Genomic DNA, 16,765 nt, shown 5'->3' on the forward strand with positions numbered 1-16,765 from the left:
ATGGCGATGGTCGACACCGGCTCCGTCCGGTTGCACGTACAGCGGCTCGGCCCCCGGCAGGGCCGGCCGGCCACCGCCACCGTGGTGCTGGTGCACGGTCTGCTCACCGACAGCCTGGCCAGCTACTACTTCACCGTCGCCCCGGCGTTCGCGGCCGAGGGCCTCGACGTCGTGATGTACGACCTGCGGGGCCACGGCCGCAGCGAGCGCCCCGCCCGGGGCTACACGCTGGACGACAACGTCGACGACCTGGAGGCACTGCTCGACCGGCTGGCGGTGACCGGCCCGGTGCATCTGGTCGGCAACTCCTACGGCGGCACGATCGCGTTCGGCTACGCGGCCCGTCACCCCGAACGGGCGGCGAGCGTCACCCTCGTCGAGTCCGAACCGGCCACCGCCTCCTGGGCGGTGAAACTCGGCGGGATCCTGGACCGGGTCGTGACCCAGCTCGCCCACAACGAGTCCGACGCGATCGCCTGGATCACCGCCCACCGCGGCCACAACACCGCCCGCCTGGCCAAGGGCGCGGCCCGGCTCGCCCGGGAGACCACCCTGGGACGGGACATTCCGGCCAGCCGCGTACTGACGGACCATCAGATAGCCGCGGTTCGCTGCCCGGTGCTCGGTCTGTACGGCGGCGACTCCGATCTGGCCGAACTCGTGCCCTGGCTCCGGGCGGTGCTGCCGGACTGCCGGACGGTGGTGATCCCGGGGCATGAGCACTCGGTCCTCGTGGAGGCCTCCGGGACGGTCGGCGGGCACATCCTGACCCTCGTCGACGAGGCCGGGCGGGTCGCGGCGGAGGCGGCCGGATGAGCCGGTTCCTGTTCGTCGTCCCGCCGTTGGTGGGTCACCTCAACCCGGCGATCGGCGTCGCCGCCGAACTCACCGCACGGGGCCACCAGGTGGCGTGGGCCTGCGCCGATCCGGAGCTGGTCGGCCGGCTGGCGGGTCCCGGGGCAGGGGCGGTCTTCGCCTGCGGCGGGGCGCCGCGCGGCGAGCGGCCCGCCGACCTGCGCGGTCCCGAGGCGCTGAAGTTCCTGTGGGAGTGGTACCTGCTGCCGCTCGCCGAGGCGATGGCGCCGGGCGTGCGGGCGGCCGTCGAGGCGTTCGGGCCGGACGTCGTCGTCGCCGACCAGCAGGCCTTCGCCGGCGCGTTGGTCGCGGAGCGGCTGGGCCTGCCGTGGGCGACCTCGGCGACCACCTCGGCCGAGTTCACGGACCCCCTCGCCGGGCTGCCCAAGGTCAGGGAGTGGCTGGACCGGCGGCTGGCCGCGCTGCGGTCCGCGATCGGCGATCCGGCGGGCGGCGCGGACCCCCGCTTCTCTCCGCACCTCGTCCTGGCCTTCAGCACCCCTGAGTTGGCGGGCGACGCGCACGGGGGCGTCCGCTGGGTGGGCCCGTCGATCACGGCCCGGCCCTCGGCTGCCGCCTTCCCCTGGGAGTGGCTCGACGGCGGCCGTGCCACCGTGCTGGTCACGCTCGGCACCGCGAACACCGACGTCGGCGGACGGTTCCTCGAGGTCTGCCGGGACGTGCTGCGGGAGCGGGCCGACCGGGTGCAGGGCGTGATCGTCGATCCGGGCGGCACGCTGGAGCCACGGGGCGACGACAAGGACCTGCTGGTCCTGCCGTACGTGCCCCAACTCGCCCTGCTGGAGAGGCTGGAGAGGGGAGCCGGCGCGGTGGTGTGCCATGCCGGGCACAACAGCGTGTGCGAGGCCCTGTGGCACGGCGTTCCCCTGGTCGTGGCCCCGATCCGCGACGACCAGCCGGTCGTGGCCGGGCAGGTCACCGACGCGGGGGCCGGGGTGCGGGTGCGGTTCGGCCGGGTCACCCCGCGGCAGCTGGGCGCGGCGGTCGACTCCGTCCTGCACGAACCCGGACACCGCGCCGCCGCCGGCCGGATCCGTACGGCGTTCCGCGCCGCGGGCGGCTCCTCCGCCGCGGCGACCCATCTCGAGAACCTGGCCGGGGAGTTCGGATGAGCGAAGAGAGCAAGCCCGCCGAGCGGATCGCCGAGGCGCGGCCCGTCTACCAGGCCGACATCGCCGCCGGCCAGGACCGCTTCTTCGAGCCCCGCCGCACCACCTGCCCCTGGTGCGGCTCGGCGGCGCTGACCACCCGGCTGCGCACCACCGACCTGCTCCAGCACAAGCCGGGCCGCTTCGTCCTGGACCGCTGCGGGGGCTGCGGGCACATCTTCCAGAACCCGCGGCTGAGCGCCGAGGGCCTGGAGTTCTACTACCGGGACTTCTACGACGGGCTGGGCGAGAAGAAGCTCGGGGACACCTTCGGGGGCCGGACCAAGATGTACCGGGGACGGGCCGGGTCGATGCTGCCGCACGACCCCGCGCCGAAGAGCTGGCTGGACGTCGGCACCGGGCACGGCCACTTCTGCGCGGCCGCCCGGGAGGTGCTGCCCGGGACGACGTTCGACGGGCTGGACTTCACCGACGGCGTCGAACTCGCCGAGCGGGAGGGCCGGGTGGAACACGGCTACCGGGGCGCGTTCCCCGAGCTGGCGCCCGAACTCGCCGCCCGTTACGACGTGGTGAGCATGTTCCACTACCTGGAGCACAGCACCGACCCCGACCGCGAGCTGCGCGCCGCGCACGAGACGGTGCGCCCCGGCGGCCATCTCCTCATCGAGGTGCCGGACCCCGAGAGCCGCTACGCGCGGCTGCTGGGCCGCTGGTGGCTGCCCTGGCTCCAGCCGCAGCATCTGCACTTCGTGCCGGTGGCCAATCTGCGGGAACGGCTCACGCGGCTGGGCTTCACGGTGGTGGCGGAGCAGCACGCCGAGCCGCACGACCCGGTCGACCTGCTGGCCGCCGTATGGCTGGCGCTGGACCACGCGGCGCCGCGCGAGGACGCGCCGTGGCTGCCCGAGGCGCCGGGCGCGCTGCGCCGCACGCTGCGCGGGGCGCTGCTGGTCGCCGGGATTCCGGCGCTGATCGTGGGCACCCTGCTCGACCGGTTCGCGGTGCGCCCGCTCTCGCACCGGCCGGGGGTGTCCAACGCGTACCGGATCGTGGCCCGGCGCGACTGAAGGACCGGTGCGCGCGCGGTTCCCGCCGTGCTAGCTTCGCCCCGTTCTCTTCATCAGGAATCCTGACGATCGACGGTACGGCTCGACGAACGGAACCCGCATGTCCATCCTGGCCAGACCGGCGGTGGCCGCCTTCGCCGCCAAGACGATGCAGGGCCTCACCGGGCTCGCGAGCCGCCGCTCCGGTGGCCCCGGCTCCACCGCCGACGGGCAGGCCCGTTTCCCGGAGTACCCCCGCGCGGTGCGTGAGCTGACGGTGCCGACCTCCGTCGCCCCGGCACAGGTCACGGCGTACGCGCCCCCGGCCGGGACGGCGACGCCCGCGCCCGTCCACGTCAACTTCCACGGTGGCGGCTACGTCGTGTCGATGCCGGAACTCGACGACGGGCTCTGCCGGTGGCTGGCCGCCGAGGCGGGGGTGGTCGTGGTCAACGTGAAGTACGTCGTCGCCCCGCAGCACCCGTTCCCGGCCCCGCCGACGCAGGCCTTCGAGGTGGTGCGCTGGGTCGCCGAGCACGGCGCGGAGCAGGGCTGGGACGGCGGGCGGCTCACCGTGGGCGGACAGAGCGCGGGCGGCGGACTCGCGGCGGCCGTGGCCCGCCAGGCCCTGGAACAGGGCGGACCCGCGATCGCCCTCCAGGTGCTGCACTACCCGCCGTTGGATCTCGCGACCAGCGCGAAGGACAAGAAGGCGGCTGTCGCCAAGCCCATGCTGCGGCCCTGGATGGCCGAGATCTTCGACACCTCGTACGTGCCGGATCCGCGCGAGCGCGCCCACCGGTTCGTCTCGCCCGCCCATGCCTCCGACACCGCCGACCTGACGGGCATCGCCCCGGCGCTGGTCATCACGGCCGAGTACGACCTGCTCAGGAACGAGGCGGTGCGGTACGCGGAGCGGCTGGGCGCGGCCGGTGCTCTCGTCGAGCACCATGACCTCGCCGGGGCCGACCACGGCTACGACACCAAGGACGACGAAAGAGCCCGGACCACCTACGCGCTGATCGCCCGTCATCTTCGACGGGCGACCGACGCCGGTACGTCGCAGGCCTCTTGAGGCGAGGCGGGGGCGGGAGGGCGGAGGGCGGGAGGGCGCGTCCGCCGCACCGGACGCCCCCGGGTGGCCCGCAGGCGTAGTCCGCCGCACCGGCGTGCCCGGCCACCCGCCCCCGCCCCGGTCGTCGTCCCGGACAGCCACTGTCCCCTATCCAGCGGCTGCCGGCAGGGCGACGCCCAGCTTCTCGGCCCGCTCGGTCAGGTCGCGCCACACCTTGGGCGCCACCGGGATGCCCTTCTCCCCTCGGCCGGCGGCCACGGCGGCACTGCGCTCGCCGGGGTAGAACACGCCCTGCGCGTCGTCCGCGGCCGGCAGGCCCTTGAGCGTGCCCAGTGTGGCGTCCACGGACTCGGTGAAGGCGTCCGCGTCTCCGAAGGCGGCCGGGTCGACGGCGATGAGCAGGGCGTTCTGGCGGTGCTTGCGGCCGGCCGGGTCGTCCGAGTGGAACGCCGCGAAGATCGGCGCCCCCACCAGCACGCTGGTCAGCAGCTCGAAGGCGAGGGACATGCCGGAGCCCTTGGCCCCGCCGAGCGGCAGCGGCATGACCGCCTTCCCGGGGTCGGTGGTCGGGGTGCCGTCCTCGGTGGCGGCCGCGCCCTCGGGCAGCGGGGTGCCGCTCGCCTTCGCCTGCCGGATCTTGCCGAGGGCGATGGTGGCGGTGGCCATGTCGAGCAGCAGCGGCGCGTGCGCCGACGAAGTGCCGGTCGGGACGGCGATGGCGAGGGGGCTGGTGGCGACGGCCGCTCCCCTGACTCCGGTGTAGCCCATGTTCGGCATCCCGGCGACGAACCCGATGCCGACCAGGCCCTGCTCGGCGATCTTCGACACGTAGTAGCCGATCGCGCCGGTGTGCACCGTGCGGCGTACGCCCACCGCGGCGATGCCGGTCGTCCTCGCCCTGGTCACGGCCTCGTCTGCCGCCGCGCTGAGGGCCACCGGGCCGGGGGCGCGATCGGCGTCCAGGACGGCGGCGGCCGGGGCGCCGGCCTCGAGCGTGATCCGGGCGTCGGCGTTGGCGACGCCCTTCTCCAGCAGGTCCAGATAGGCGGGGACCCGGGCGATGCCGTGCGAGTCGACGCCGCGCAGCGCGGCCCAGACGAACACGTCGGCGGTGGTGCGGGCGTGTTCGGCGCTCAGGCCGCCCTTCTCGAGGAGGGCCGCGGAGAAGGTGCGCAGGTCCTCTGCGGGCACCAGGATCTTCGTAGCTGGGGTGGACATGGTGGCGGTGCCTCCTGGTTCAGCGGGTGACGAGGACGTCGACGACGGCGGTGGTGCCCTCCGCCACGGCCTTGAGGGCTCGCTCGAGGGCGGGCCCGAGCGCCTGTGAGGTGTCGACGGTCTCGGTGTGCATGCCGAACGGCTCGGCGAACTGGGCCAGTCGGGGCAGACGGTGCAGGTCGGTGCCGAGCCATTCGCCGGTCTCGGCGGCCGCTCCGTCGGGATAGAACCTGCGGTGGTTGAGGTTCATCGACTTGTAGACGCGGTTGTTGAACACCACGATGAGCAGTGGGAGTTCGTACGCCTTGCTGGCGTCGTACGAGGGGACGACCGGGTTGTAGGTGAACGCTCCGTCGCCGATGGTGAGGACCACCGGCCTTTCCCTGGCGGCGAGTTTGACGCCGAGCGCGACCGCGATGCCCTGGCCGAGGCCGCCCTGCACATAGAAGTACGAGTCGGGGTCGGCCGTGCGCAGGTGCCGCTTGACGACGCGGCTGTGGGTGATGGTCTCGTCGACGACGATGCCGTCCGAGCCGTCGAGCAGCTCGCGCAGCGTGGCGGCGACCAGCACCGGGTCGACGCCCTCGGCCTGCCGCTGTGCCCCGGCCCTGTTCTCGGCGTCGGCGACGGCGGCCTGCTCGGCGGCGTGCCGCTCGTCCTGCGCGGTGCGCCGTACGGCGACGGCGGCCTCGTCGAGATCCTTCGCCCGCTTGGCGAGCTGGCGCAGCGTGTTGGCGACGTTGCCCTCCAGGTACGCGTCGGCGAACAGGACTTGGTAGACGACGTGCGGACGCTGCGGCACCTCGTCGATGACGACGACCTGCGCCTTGGAGGGGCGGCGCGACGGAGGGTAGAACGGGGCGCGGCAGTTGACGAGGAGGATGAGGTCCGCCTCGTCCATCCACGGGCCGATGTCGCTGCCCGCGTGCAGCGGGTGGGTGCGCGGGAAGTTGCCGCACACCGCCGAGTCCGGCTCGACGACCGGGATGTTCCAGGCCTCGGCGAAGGCGACGAGGGCCTCGAAGCCGCCCGCCTCACGGCCGGCGGTCTCGGTCACGATGACCGGGTTCCTCGCCTCGCGGATCAGCCGGGCGACCGGGTCGACCTCCTCGGGCGAGCTGTGCGTGGAGCCCGGCGGCACGAGGGGCTTGGCCTCGCGGCCGTCCCATTCCTCCAGCAGGATCTCCAGCGGGACGTTCAGGTACGCCGGACCCGCCGGGGCCCGCCAGGCCAGCTCGGCCGCCCGCGTGACCATGGTGGGCAGCGTGTGGACGCTGGCGGCCTCGGTGGACCACTTGGTGAACGGGGTCGCGACACCGTGCGGGCCGCCCACGATGGACAGGTTCCGGTACCACTGGCCGCCCGGGTCCTGTCCGGGGCCGTCGCCGTAGGTGGTCGACTCCGAGGAGCTGACCACCATCGGGACGCCGGCGAGCAGCGCCCCGTGGACGGCCATCGAGCCCTGGAGCAGGCCGGGGGCCGCGTGCAGCAGCACGCCCTGCGGCCGGCGGCTGACCAGGCCGTAGCCGGTGGCCATGCCCACGGCGACGGTCTCGTGGGTCAAGTCCAGGTACCGCGGGCAGGGCAGCCCGTCCCGGTGGCGCCGGGCGAGGGACTCCCACACCGGGGCCCACTCGGACCCGGACGAGCAGAACAGGTAGTCGGCGCCGACGGCGTTGAAGGCGGTGACGAGAGCGTCTCCGCCGTCGGCGCCCGGTGAGGTGGTGGTGTCGGTCATCTCTCGTGTTTCCTCAGCCCTCGATCGGCCAGTTCAGGACCTCGGAGATACCGCGGCCCATGATCCACTCCAGCTCCTCGGGCGTGAAGTCCCAGTGCTTGGTGAACTGCTCGATGGTGTCGGTGTAGGTGATGCCGTGGCCCAGCAGGCGGGTGATGTCGGTGCCGTAGAAGCAGCGCTGCGGGCCCATCTTGTCGACCATCTCGCGCACGTACTTCTGGATGTTGTTGTTCGGGAACGGCTGCGTCGAGTAGCCGGGCAGCGCGGACACCTTGACGTAGATGTTCGGGTGGGCCGCGAGGTCCGCGGTCTCCGCGACCCAGTATCCGATCGCGTCGTCGACGCAGCGGGCCATGATGCCCATGTGGTCGATGATGATCTTCAGCTCGGGGTGCCTGGCGGCGATCTCGCCGAGCTCACGCTTCCAGATCGGGGCGTGGACCATGGTGGGGATGCCGAGCTCCGCGGCGACGGGCCAGTACCAGTCGTTGGTGCCGTCGATCATCCAGTTGCGGTCCTGCGGGCGGTGGAAGGTCAGTCGCGTGCCCTTGATGTGCGGGTTCTGCGCGAAGTCCGCCAGCAGGGCCTTGCCCTCCTCGGGCTTGTTCTGCGGGATGCGGGCCATGATGCCGAAGCGGTCCGGGTGCGCCTCACAGGCTTCGAGGGCGTAGTCGATGCGGTCGCCCTCCCAGGACGGCGGCAGGATCAGCGCGCGGTTCACGCCGGCCTCGTCCATCAGCTCGAGGGCCTCCTCGTAGGAGAAGGGGTCCTCGCGGTGGCCGTTGAGGCGGATCCGCTCCCGGGCGCCCGGGACCCAGGGGCGGTCCGGGGTCTCTTCCAGCCAGATGTGGATCTGCGTGTCGACGACGAACATGTCCCGTACTTCTTTCTCTCGGTAGGGCACGTGGTGAGGCGTTGCGGAGGGAACGCTAGGCGGCCGGAAAGGCCTTGCGGAGCCCCTGGGAGCGCAAGCTGTTGTTGCGTGAAAGCGCCCTGTTCGCAGGGCACTTTCAGGTTGCGCGAGCGGTCGCCGAAAGCGGTTTCCGGACCTGTTGCGCCACCGGTTGCGCAGCAGGCTTCTCGCCCTGTTGCGCAACCGGTTTCTCGGCCTGCTTCGGTGGCCTGTTGCGCAACCGCTTCCCGGCCTGCATCGGCCGCCCTGTTGCGCAACCGGTTCCCGGCCCGCTTCCCGGCCTGCATCGGCCGCCCTGTTGCGCAACCGGTTCCCGGCCCGCTTCTCGGCCTGCTTCGGCCGTTCTGTCTCTCGGCCGGTTTCCCGGCCTGTTCCTCAGTCGCTGCCGGAAGCGCGGTCGAAAACGGCTTCGACGATGTGCTCGGCGATCGCCATGGAGGCCGTGGCGGCCGGCGAGGGCGCGTTGCGGACGGCCGTGACCCGGCCCACCCGGTGGATCCGGAAGTCGTCCACGAGGGTGCCGTCCCGGTCCAGGGCCTGGGCGCGCACGCCCGCCCCGCCGCGCACGACGTCCTGGACGCCGACCGCGGGGACGTACAGCCTGGCGTCCTTCATGAAGGCCTTCGCCGAGAACGACCCGCGGTACTCCTTGATGCCCGTACGCCAGTGCTGGGCCGCCATCCTCCAGACGCCCGGGTAGGCGGCGAGGCCGAGCAGGTCCCTCGGGGAGACCCGGGCGCGGGTGTACCCCTCCCTGGCCAGCGCCAGGACCGCGTTGGGGCCGACCTCCACCGAGCCGTCGACGCGGGGCGTGAAGTGGACGCCGAGGAACGGGTAACGGGGATCCGGCACCGGGTAGATCAGGCCCCGTACCAGGTCGGTCCTGTCCGGCCTGAGCAGCATGTACTCGCCCCGGAACGGGACGATCCGCGGGTCCCGCCGGTCCCGCGCGAGCCCCGCCACGGAGTCGGAGTGCAGACCCGCGCACAGGATCAGCCGGTCCACGCGCACCCGTTCCGCTCCGGAGGCCACCTCGATGCCATGGGGTACCTCGGTGAGGGAGGTGACCGGGAAGCCCGTCCGCACCTCTCCCCCGGAGCCGACGACGTCGTCGGCGAAGGCCCGGGCGATCGCCGGATAGTCGGTGATCGCGGTGCGCGGGGAGTAGAGGGCCGCGACACCGCCGGCGTTCGGCTCGATCTCCCGGATCTCCTCGCGGGAGACCTTCCGCAGATCGGGCACATGGTTGTTCCTGGCCCGGTCGTAGAGGGCGTTCATCCGGCCGAGCTCCTCCTCGCGGACCGCCACGACCAGCTTGCCGATCTCGCGGTACGGCAGCTCACGGTCCTGGCAGTACGCGCGCAGCAGTGCCACGCCCCGTACCGTCAGCTCGGCCTTGAGACTGCCGGGCGTGTAGTAGATGCCGGCGTGCACGACGCCCGAGTTGTGGCCGGTCTGGTGGAGCGAGACCTCCCGCTCCTTCTCGAAGACCACGACCCGGGTGCCGGGCCTGCTCAGGGCGATCTCGCGGGCCGTCGCCAGACCCACGATGCCGGCCCCGACGATGCCGATCGTCTCGTCAGCCATCGAACGCCTCCTTGTCTCTTGTCCGCATCTCCCGATCGTCAGCCGCCGAAGTGCACAGCGACAGTCTTGACGCGCGTGGAGAAACGCAGGACTTCCTCGCCCTGCTCCTTGTAGGCCGTGCCGGAGTCGTGGAACCCGCCGAAGGGCAGATGGACGTCCCAGCCGGTGGTGGTGGAATTGACCGCGACCTGACCGCACTCGGCCTCGTCGGCGAAGCGGTGGGCGTGGGCGAGGTCGCGGGTGAAGACGGCGGCGGCGAGGCCGAAGCCGGAGTCGTTGACCGCCGCGACGGCCGCGTCGAAGCCGTCGACCGCGCGCAGGACGAGGACCGGCCCGAAGACCTCGTCCCGCCAGATCGCCGCCTGCGGGGTGACGTCCCCGAGCACGGTCGGCTGCACATAGCAGCCGTGGGCGCGCTCGCCCCCGGTGTCCGCGTGGCCGCCGGTGAGGACCGTGGCGCCCTGCTCGACCGCCCCGGCCAGATCGGCGAGGACGCTGTCGCGCTGCTTGGCACTGGACAGCGGGCACAGCGTGGTCGCCGGGTCGCTGCCCGGGCCGACCTTCAGCCGCTCGACCTCGGCGACCAGCAGCCGGGTGAACTCCTCGTACACCGGGCGCTCGACGACGACCCGGCTGGTGGCGGTGCAGCGCTGGCCCGCCTGCCCGAACGAAGCCGCCACGACGGCTTTCGCGGCGGCCGGCAGATCGGCGTCCTTCAGTACCACCGAGGCGTTCTTGCCACCCAACTCGCCCTGGAAACGGACGTTGCGGTCGGCGAGGCGGCGGCGGATACGGTTGCCGACGGCGTTGGAGCCGGTGAAGGTGACGCCGACGATCCGCGGGTCGTCGAGGAGTGCCTCCTCGATCTCCGCGGTCCGGCCGGTCACGACGTTCAGCACGCCCGCGGGCAGTCCGGCGTCATGCAGGGCGCGGGCGAAGTGCAGGCCGGAGACCGGGGTCTCGGTGGCCGGCTTGAACACGGCCGCGTTGCCGGTCGCGAGCAACGGGGCGAGCTTGCGGGCCGGCGTGATCAGCGGGTCGTTCCACGGGCTGATCACCAGGATCACGCCGATCGGCTCGCGCTGGGTGTGGGTGCGGTGGTGGGGCCGTACGTCGTGCAGGAGGGTGCCGTAGCCCTGGCGGGCGAGACCGGCGTAGTACTCCAGGAAGTCGGCGGCCTTGAGGGTCTCGCCGGTCGCCTCGGTGAGGGTCTTGCCGTTCTCCGCCGTCACGTCGGCGGAGATCTCCTCGACCCGTTCGCGGATCAGCCGGGCCGCGTCGGTGAAGATCCGGGCCCGCTCGAAGGGGCTGGTGCGCTTCCAGACGGCGAACCCGCGCTCGGCGTGGTCGAAGGCACGGGTGACGTCCTTGGCCGTGAGGGCCGGAACGCGGGCGACGGGGGTACGGACGTCGGCGGGGTCGAGGACGTCGATCCAGTCGGCGCTCGCCACCCACTCCCCGCCCACGAGGGTCTCCAGGGTACGCATGTCGGGTCACTTCCTTTGTCGGCCAGGGTGCGGACTGTGACAACACACCACGTCAGGGCGGTGCCGCCAGCTCTGTGGCAGCAGGCATTGGTTGCGCCGCGCGCAGGTGGGCGCGGGCCTGATCCGTGCTGGAATCGGCAGGCCGGAGGCCTGACAGCGGTCTCCGCAGAGCCGCCGAGGAGAACCGGACATGTCCTACGCCGTCGTCGCCCACTACCGCTGCGCCCCCGCCGACGAGACGAGCGTGCGCACCGCGCTGCTCGAGGTGCGCGAGCACACCCGTGCCGAGCCGGCGAACGAGGGGTACGAGGTGCACGCGGTCGAGGGGCAGCCCGGCGGCTTCCTGCTGTACGAGCGGTACGCCGACCGGGCCGGGTTCGAGGCGCACAAGGCGGCCGAGCACTTCCAGAAGCTGATCGTGGCGACCGTGTGGCCGCTGCTGACGGACCGGACGGTCACCTTCGCCGAGGCGCTGTAGGGCCAGGTGCTCCAGGCTCAGGTGCTGAAGCGCGTGGTGCTGTGGTGCTGCAGTGCCGTGGTGCTGTGGTGCTGCAGTGCTGTGGTGCTGTGGTGCTGCAGGGCGGGGTGCTGCAGGGCGGGGTGCTGAAGGAGGCGGCGCGGCAGGGCGGGGTGCCGCAGGACAAGGCGCCGCAGGACAAGGTGCGGTGTGGCGTGGGCCGGGCAACTCCCTTGAGTTGCCCGGCCCTTGTCCCGCTGTCAGAACTCGTTGCCCCACACGTAGCGGGCGACCGTCTCCACCAGCACGATCTTCCTGCGCTGCTCCTGCGTGGTCAGCAGCGGCCGGTTCGCCACGTCGGCGAACCCCCGGGACGGCGACACCGCCGCGTCCTCGAGGTCCTTGAACGCGCCGACGGCGTCGATGCGGGCCATCACCGTGTCGATGTCCTCGAGTCCGGGCACGGTCGCGTCGACCACGCCCAGACAGACGTCCCGGTCCTGCGGCAGCGCCCGGACGAGGTCCAGCTCGGCGTCGGTGCCCTGGTCGAAGGGCAGGATCCAGCGGTCGGCCGGTACCGCGCCGTACAGCCGCTCGGCGCGCGCCCGGTCCACGGCCCCGGGGGCGGCGAAACCGGGGGCGACCCCGATCCGTACGCCCTCGCCACGCTCGTCGAGGCGTACCGCGAGGGCCTCGACGGCGAGGGCGTCCTCGAAGGACAGCGCACCCGGGTCGGCCGGGTCGCTCGCCAACTGACCAAGCAGCAGCGGGTTGTTGAGCTGGATCAGGCGTACGCCCTTCGACACCAGCAGCTCGATCTCCGCGTGGATGATCTCCGCGAGGGCCTCGCCCAGTTCGCGTGCGCAGGACACCCCGAGGCCGGGCCGGTAGGTGGTCGCGGCGAGATACGCCGGGGAGGGCAGCGAGGCCTTCGGCGCGATCACCGTCAGCGCGGTGAGCCGGTCGGCCCAGTCGGCGAGCAGTGGGCCGGTCGCCTTGGGCAGGGACTCGGCGACCCAGCCGGCCAGTCCGTCCGCACCGACCTCGCCGGTACGGCGGAAGCCGGTCACCGCGTCGAGGACGGCGCCCCGGAAGTCCTCGCGGGGGAAGTCGCCGTCGGTGACGACGGTCGAGCGGAGCCTGCGCTGGAAGACGACCGCTTCCTCGACCGCCGTCCGTTCGGCGGCCGCCCGTGCCTCCGGGTCGCCGGCCGCGCGGGCGGCGACCAGCTCGGCGGGACGGACCAGGCTGCCGTGGTGGTCGATGCGGTAGTTGAACGTGTCCGCCATGACTCACGCGTCCTTTCCGGGCCCGGCCGGGCCGCCGTCCCCCACCCTCGGCTCCGCTCGGCCGGGGGGACCCCCACCGCCCCAGGCGGCGAACTCCAGCTCGTAGCCGAGGGCGGCGAGCACCTCGTCGGCGATGGTCTGGTCCTCGTCCGCGGTGCCGCCGGCGATGCCGAGGCCGCCGATGATCTCGCCGTCCTTCTTGATGGTGACGCTGCCCTCGGTGGCCATGATCGGCATGGCCGCGCCCGGGAGCTGGGAGAGCTGGGCGAAGAAGACGGGCTGGCTCTCCTGCCACTTCTTCAGCATCTTGCCGGGCCGCTGCATGACGGCCGCGGTGTACGCCTTGGCGCGGGCGATGTCCGGGGTGAGAGGGCGGGCGCCGTCCGGGCGGCGGATGGCGATGGGGAAGCCGCCGGCGTCCACGACGGCGACGCTCACCGCCTTGCCCACGGCCCGGGCCCGCTCGGTGGCGGCCTCGATGATCTCCTCGGCGGCGGCCAGGGTAAGGCTGCTCATGCTGCTTCCTTCGGTGCGGTGAGGGTGCGGCGCAGACGGGCGACGGCCTCGTTGTAGGCCTGGGGCGTCTCCCAGTACATGGAGTGCGGGGCGCCCGGGACGATCTCCAGGTGCGATCCGGCGAGCAGTTCGTGCGCGCGGGTCACCGTCCTGACGCTCAGTACGGCGTCCTTCTCGCCCGCGAGGAAGGCGACCTCGACGCCCGACGCCTCGATCTCCTCCAGGGAGGGGCCGTCGGTGTCGAGGTTGCGCAGGTCCTGCATCCTGGCGACGTTGAAGGTGCCCATCTGCTGGAACAGGAACGTGAGGTCGGCGCGCTCCCGCTGGAAGGACTTGGTCAACAGCCGGTCGATCACGGGGAGTTCGACGGCCTCGGCGCGGTCGGCGGCGGCCAGCTCCTTCAGCTCCGGGTGGCTGATGCCGCCCAGCGAGTGGCCGAGGACCACGCGGGAGACGCGCTCGGGGCGCAGCAGCCCGGCGCGCAGGGCGGCGACGGAGCCGATGGACTGGCCCACCAGCATGACGTCGGTCAGGTCCTCCTGGTCGAGGACCGCGACGACGTCACCGGGGAAGTCCTGGCCGTCGAACTCGGGCATGGACGAGTCGGAGTTGCCGAAGCCGCGCAGGTCGACGGTGACCACGGTGAACTCGTCGCGCAGCGCGGCGACCTGCTGCCACCAGGCGGCGTGGTGGCCGCCGCTGCCGTGCACGAACAGGATCGCCGGACCGCTGCCATGGCGCTCGTAGTAGAGGGAGGTGCCGTCGGAGTCGGCGAGAGGCATAGGAGGGAACTCCTGAGCGTGAGAGGTCAGTTGGGGCGCTTGGCGTGGTACACGAGCTCGATCATGGTGTGGTCGGGGTCGTGGATGTAGCAGAACTTCGACTGGTTCTCGGGGCGTTGGACGGGCCGGGTGTGCCGGATGCCCAGCTCACCGAGGTGCGCCAGGAAGTCGTCCCAGTCGTCGACCTCGACGGCGAAGTGGTAGGGCGCCATGCGCTCCATCTCCTCGACCGGGGTGAAGTGCAGGTCGAAGTTGCCGCGGGTCATCAGCACGACCCGGGTGTTGGACTTGGGCATGATCCGCTTCATGCCGAAGACCTTCGTGTACCACTCGGCGGTGCGGTCGGGGTCGGTGGTGGGGAAGTTGACGTGGTGGATGTAGCGGGGTTCCGCACTCATGACTGGTGGTTCCCTTCGAGGTGAACGGGGTTGGACAGCACACCGATGCCGCTGATCTCGATCTCCACGGTGTCCCCGGGCCCGATCCCGCAGGTCGACTCGGCGCCCATCCACAGCACGTCCCCGGGCCGCATGGTGATGTGTCTGGTGATCTCGACGATGAAGTCGAAGGGATCGAAGACCATGTCGCCGGTGGGGAACGAGGCCCGCTCCTCGCCGTTGACCCGCAGGGTGGTCGTCTGCGCCAGGGCGTCGACGTCCGTCTCGATCCACGGCCCCATCGGCTTGAAGGTGTCGCTGTTCTTGCTGCGCCAGAAGGTGCGGTCCCGGTGCTGCCAGGTGCGGGCGCTGACGTCGTTGCCGATGGTCCAGCCGAAGACCGACTTACGGGCCTCCTCGTACGAGGCGTGCCGGATCGTCCGGCCGATGACGGCGACGAGTTCGGGCTCGGCCTCGAACCGCCCCTCGACCTCCGCCGGTTTCACGATCGGTGAACGGTGGCCGGTGAGCGCGTTGTTGGCGCGGTAGCCGACCTCGGGGCGGTCCGGCAGGACGGCGGCCGGGTTGCCGAGCCGGGCCGCGTGCTCGATGTGCCGGGGGTAGTTCAGGCCGACCGCGTAGAACACGGGCGGGACGACGGGCGGCAGCCAGTGGGCCGTGTCGCGCCGGACCGTCCCGACGACCTCGGGATCGCCTTCCAGGGGGGAGCCGGACAGCAGCTCGACGTCCGTCTCCCCCACCCGGCCCCACCGCGCCCGTCCGTCGGCCGAGAGCCGTGCGTACCTCATGGCGCCAGCTGGTGGGAGACGCGCTTGGTGACCAGGTAGGCGTCCAGCGCCTCGGGCCCGCCCTCCCGGCCGTAACCGCTGTCCTTGACGCCGCCGGAGGGCGCCTCGTGGACGGAGCCGCCGCAGTGGTTGAGGGAGAGGATCCCCGCCTCCAGCTCGGCGGACAGCTTCTCGGCGGTCGCGGCGGAGTCGGTGAAGCCGTAGGCGGCGAGGCCGTACGGCAGCGCGTTCGCGGCGTCGAGGGCCTCGTCGAGGTCGCTGAACGGCACGATAGGCGCGATCGGCCCGAACGGCTCCTCGTGCAGCAGCTCCGCGTCCTCGGGTACGTCGGTCAGGACCGTCGGCGCGAAGAAGTAACCGGGCCGGTCCGGCCGTTCGCCGCCGGTGAGGACCTTGGCGCCGCGCGCGACGGCGTCGGCGACGAGCCGCTCCAGGGACTCCAGCCGGCGTTCGTTGGCCAGCGGGCCCATGGTGGTGCCCGGCTCGCGACCGTCACCGACGACCACCGCCTCGGCGGCCTTCACGAACTCGGCGGTGAACTCCGCCACGAGACTCTCGTGGACGAGGAAGCGGCTCGGCGAGGTGCAGACCTGGCCGGCGTTGACGAACTTCGCCCGGGCGGCCTTGCGGGCGGCGCGCACCGGGTCGGCGTCCGCGCAGACGATCACCGGGGCATGGCCGCCGAGTTCCATCAGCGACGGCTTCATGACCTGGCCCGCCTGCGCGGCCAGCAGCTTTCCGACCGGCACCGAGCCGGTGAAGGCCACCAGACGGACCACCGGGGAGGCGATCAGGTGGGCGGAGACCTCGGCGGGCTCGCCGAAGACGAGGTTCAGCACTCCGGCCGGGAGCCCCGCGTCGGTGAAGCAGCGCACCAGTTCCATGGCGGTCGCCGGGGTCTCCTCGGAGGCCTTGACGACGATGGAGCAGCCGGCGGCGAGCGCGGCGGAGATCTTGCGCATCGGGCCGCCCGCCGGGAAGTTCCACGGGACGAAGGCGGCGACCGGACCGATCGGCTCACGGCGGACGGTCAGGACCGTGCCCGGCTCGGCCGGGATGATCCGGCCGTAGGCGCGACGGGCGTCGTCGGCGTGCCAGCGCAGGGTGCCGGCCACCCGGCGGGCCTCGCCGGTCGCCTCCGCGAGCGGCTTGCCCTGCTCCAGGGTCATGATCCGCCCGACCTCGGCGGCGCGCTCGGTCAGCAGGCCGGCGGCGGCGTGCAGGATGTCGGTGCGCTCGGCCACGGGCGTCGCGCGCCACACCTTGAAGCCCGCCGCGGCGGCTTCGAGCGCGCGGTCCAGGTCGGCGGGGGCGGCCAGGGGCACTTCCCCGATCACCTCCTCGGTGGCCGGGTTCACGATCGGGGCGGTACGTCCGGTGCCGCCCTGGCACCACTCGCCCGCGATGTGGAGGCGGACGGCGGGGTAGCCGTGGTCGGTGGTCATGGGTGGGTGCCCTCTCAGGCTGGAGAGTCGGTGGGGCCGCA

General features: G+C 72.5%; 16 protein-coding genes. 5 read left to right on the plus strand and 11 right to left on the minus strand.

Annotated features, from left to right (window positions below; all coding sequences use genetic code 11):
- From ACFWBD_RS01995 to ACFWBD_RS02010, 4 genes are all read left to right on the plus strand, one after another.
- Entirely contained in the window at positions 1 to 816 is an 816-nt protein-coding gene (locus ACFWBD_RS01995; protein WP_385661239.1) for an alpha/beta fold hydrolase, read from the plus strand.
- Complete coding sequence (locus ACFWBD_RS02000; protein WP_385661242.1) at positions 813 to 1,988, plus strand: glycosyltransferase; 1,176 nt, start codon at positions 813 to 815, stop codon at positions 1,986 to 1,988. Before ACFWBD_RS01995 ends, ACFWBD_RS02000 begins: the two co-directional genes overlap by 4 nt.
- Entirely contained in the window at positions 1,985 to 3,052 is a 1,068-nt protein-coding gene (locus ACFWBD_RS02005) for a class I SAM-dependent methyltransferase (RefSeq protein ID WP_385661244.1), read from the plus strand. Before ACFWBD_RS02000 ends, ACFWBD_RS02005 begins: the two co-directional genes overlap by 4 nt.
- Before the next feature lie 100 nt (positions 3,053 to 3,152).
- Positions 3,153 to 4,106, plus strand: a complete 954-nt coding sequence (locus ACFWBD_RS02010; RefSeq protein WP_385661246.1) for an alpha/beta hydrolase fold domain-containing protein — start codon at positions 3,153 to 3,155, stop codon at positions 4,104 to 4,106.
- Between the two features lie 147 nt (positions 4,107 to 4,253).
- Here the strand turns inward: ACFWBD_RS02010 and ACFWBD_RS02015 are convergent, their stop codons facing one another.
- The 5 genes from ACFWBD_RS02015 to ACFWBD_RS02035 all read right to left on the minus strand — a co-directional run bounded on the left by ACFWBD_RS02015 (position 4,254) and on the right by ACFWBD_RS02035 (position 11,049).
- Positions 4,254 to 5,324: an Ldh family oxidoreductase gene (locus ACFWBD_RS02015; RefSeq protein WP_385661248.1), complete on the minus strand. Its 1,071-nt coding sequence runs from the start codon at positions 5,322 to 5,324 to the stop codon at positions 4,254 to 4,256.
- 19 nt (positions 5,325 to 5,343) lie between these two features.
- Positions 5,344 to 7,062, minus strand: coding sequence for a thiamine pyrophosphate-dependent enzyme (locus tag ACFWBD_RS02020; RefSeq protein WP_385661250.1), 1,719 nt, complete (start codon positions 7,060 to 7,062; stop codon positions 5,344 to 5,346).
- Between the two features lie 13 nt (positions 7,063 to 7,075).
- Entirely contained in the window at positions 7,076 to 7,936 is an 861-nt protein-coding gene (locus tag ACFWBD_RS02025) for an amidohydrolase family protein (protein WP_385661253.1), read from the minus strand.
- A gap of 414 nt (positions 7,937 to 8,350) precedes the next feature.
- Positions 8,351 to 9,562 carry an L-2-hydroxyglutarate oxidase gene (gene lhgO / locus ACFWBD_RS02030; protein WP_385661256.1) on the minus strand — a complete coding sequence of 404 codons (1,212 nt, stop codon included), beginning with the start codon at positions 9,560 to 9,562 and terminating at the stop codon, positions 8,351 to 8,353.
- Positions 9,563 to 9,600: 38 nt separating this feature from the next.
- Positions 9,601 to 11,049, minus strand: a complete 1,449-nt coding sequence (locus ACFWBD_RS02035) for an aldehyde dehydrogenase family protein (protein ID WP_385661258.1) — start codon at positions 11,047 to 11,049, stop codon at positions 9,601 to 9,603.
- A 190-nt stretch (positions 11,050 to 11,239) separates the two neighbouring features.
- On the opposite strand from ACFWBD_RS02035, the gene ACFWBD_RS02040 reads away from it, so the two are divergent.
- Entirely contained in the window at positions 11,240 to 11,527 is a 288-nt protein-coding gene (locus ACFWBD_RS02040; protein WP_385661261.1) for a putative quinol monooxygenase, read from the plus strand.
- 239 nt (positions 11,528 to 11,766) lie between these two features.
- Here ACFWBD_RS02040 and ACFWBD_RS02045 read toward each other — a convergent pair whose 3' ends face one another.
- From ACFWBD_RS02045 to ACFWBD_RS02070, 6 genes are read right to left on the minus strand one after another with little or no spacing between them, the layout of a single operon-like run.
- A complete protein-coding gene (locus tag ACFWBD_RS02045) occupies positions 11,767 to 12,795 on the minus strand; it encodes a methionine synthase II (cobalamin-independent)-like protein (RefSeq protein WP_385661263.1) in 1,029 nt (342 codons plus the stop codon).
- Between the two features lie 3 nt (positions 12,796 to 12,798).
- Positions 12,799 to 13,311, minus strand: coding sequence for a heme-binding protein (locus ACFWBD_RS02050; RefSeq protein ID WP_385661267.1), 513 nt, complete (start codon positions 13,309 to 13,311; stop codon positions 12,799 to 12,801).
- Positions 13,308 to 14,093 (minus strand): alpha/beta fold hydrolase, encoded by a 786-nt coding sequence (locus ACFWBD_RS02055; RefSeq protein WP_385661269.1) that lies wholly within the window; start codon positions 14,091 to 14,093, stop codon positions 13,308 to 13,310. Before ACFWBD_RS02055 ends, ACFWBD_RS02050 begins: the two co-directional genes overlap by 4 nt.
- A 26-nt stretch (positions 14,094 to 14,119) precedes the next feature.
- Positions 14,120 to 14,491: a VOC family protein gene (locus tag ACFWBD_RS02060; RefSeq protein ID WP_314219782.1), complete on the minus strand. Its 372-nt coding sequence runs from the start codon at positions 14,489 to 14,491 to the stop codon at positions 14,120 to 14,122.
- Positions 14,488 to 15,279, minus strand: a complete 792-nt coding sequence (locus tag ACFWBD_RS02065) for a fumarylacetoacetate hydrolase family protein (protein ID WP_385661272.1) — start codon at positions 15,277 to 15,279, stop codon at positions 14,488 to 14,490. The genes ACFWBD_RS02060 and ACFWBD_RS02065 overlap by 4 nt, the downstream gene beginning before the upstream one ends.
- Positions 15,276 to 16,724: an NAD-dependent succinate-semialdehyde dehydrogenase gene (locus ACFWBD_RS02070; protein WP_385661275.1), complete on the minus strand. Its 1,449-nt coding sequence runs from the start codon at positions 16,722 to 16,724 to the stop codon at positions 15,276 to 15,278. The genes ACFWBD_RS02065 and ACFWBD_RS02070 overlap by 4 nt, the downstream gene beginning before the upstream one ends.
- Between the last annotated feature and the right edge of the window lie 41 nt (positions 16,725 to 16,765).

It is taken from the genome of Streptomyces sp. NPDC060002, assembly GCF_042737245.1.
GTDB lineage: Bacteria > Actinomycetota > Actinomycetes > Streptomycetales > Streptomycetaceae > Streptomyces.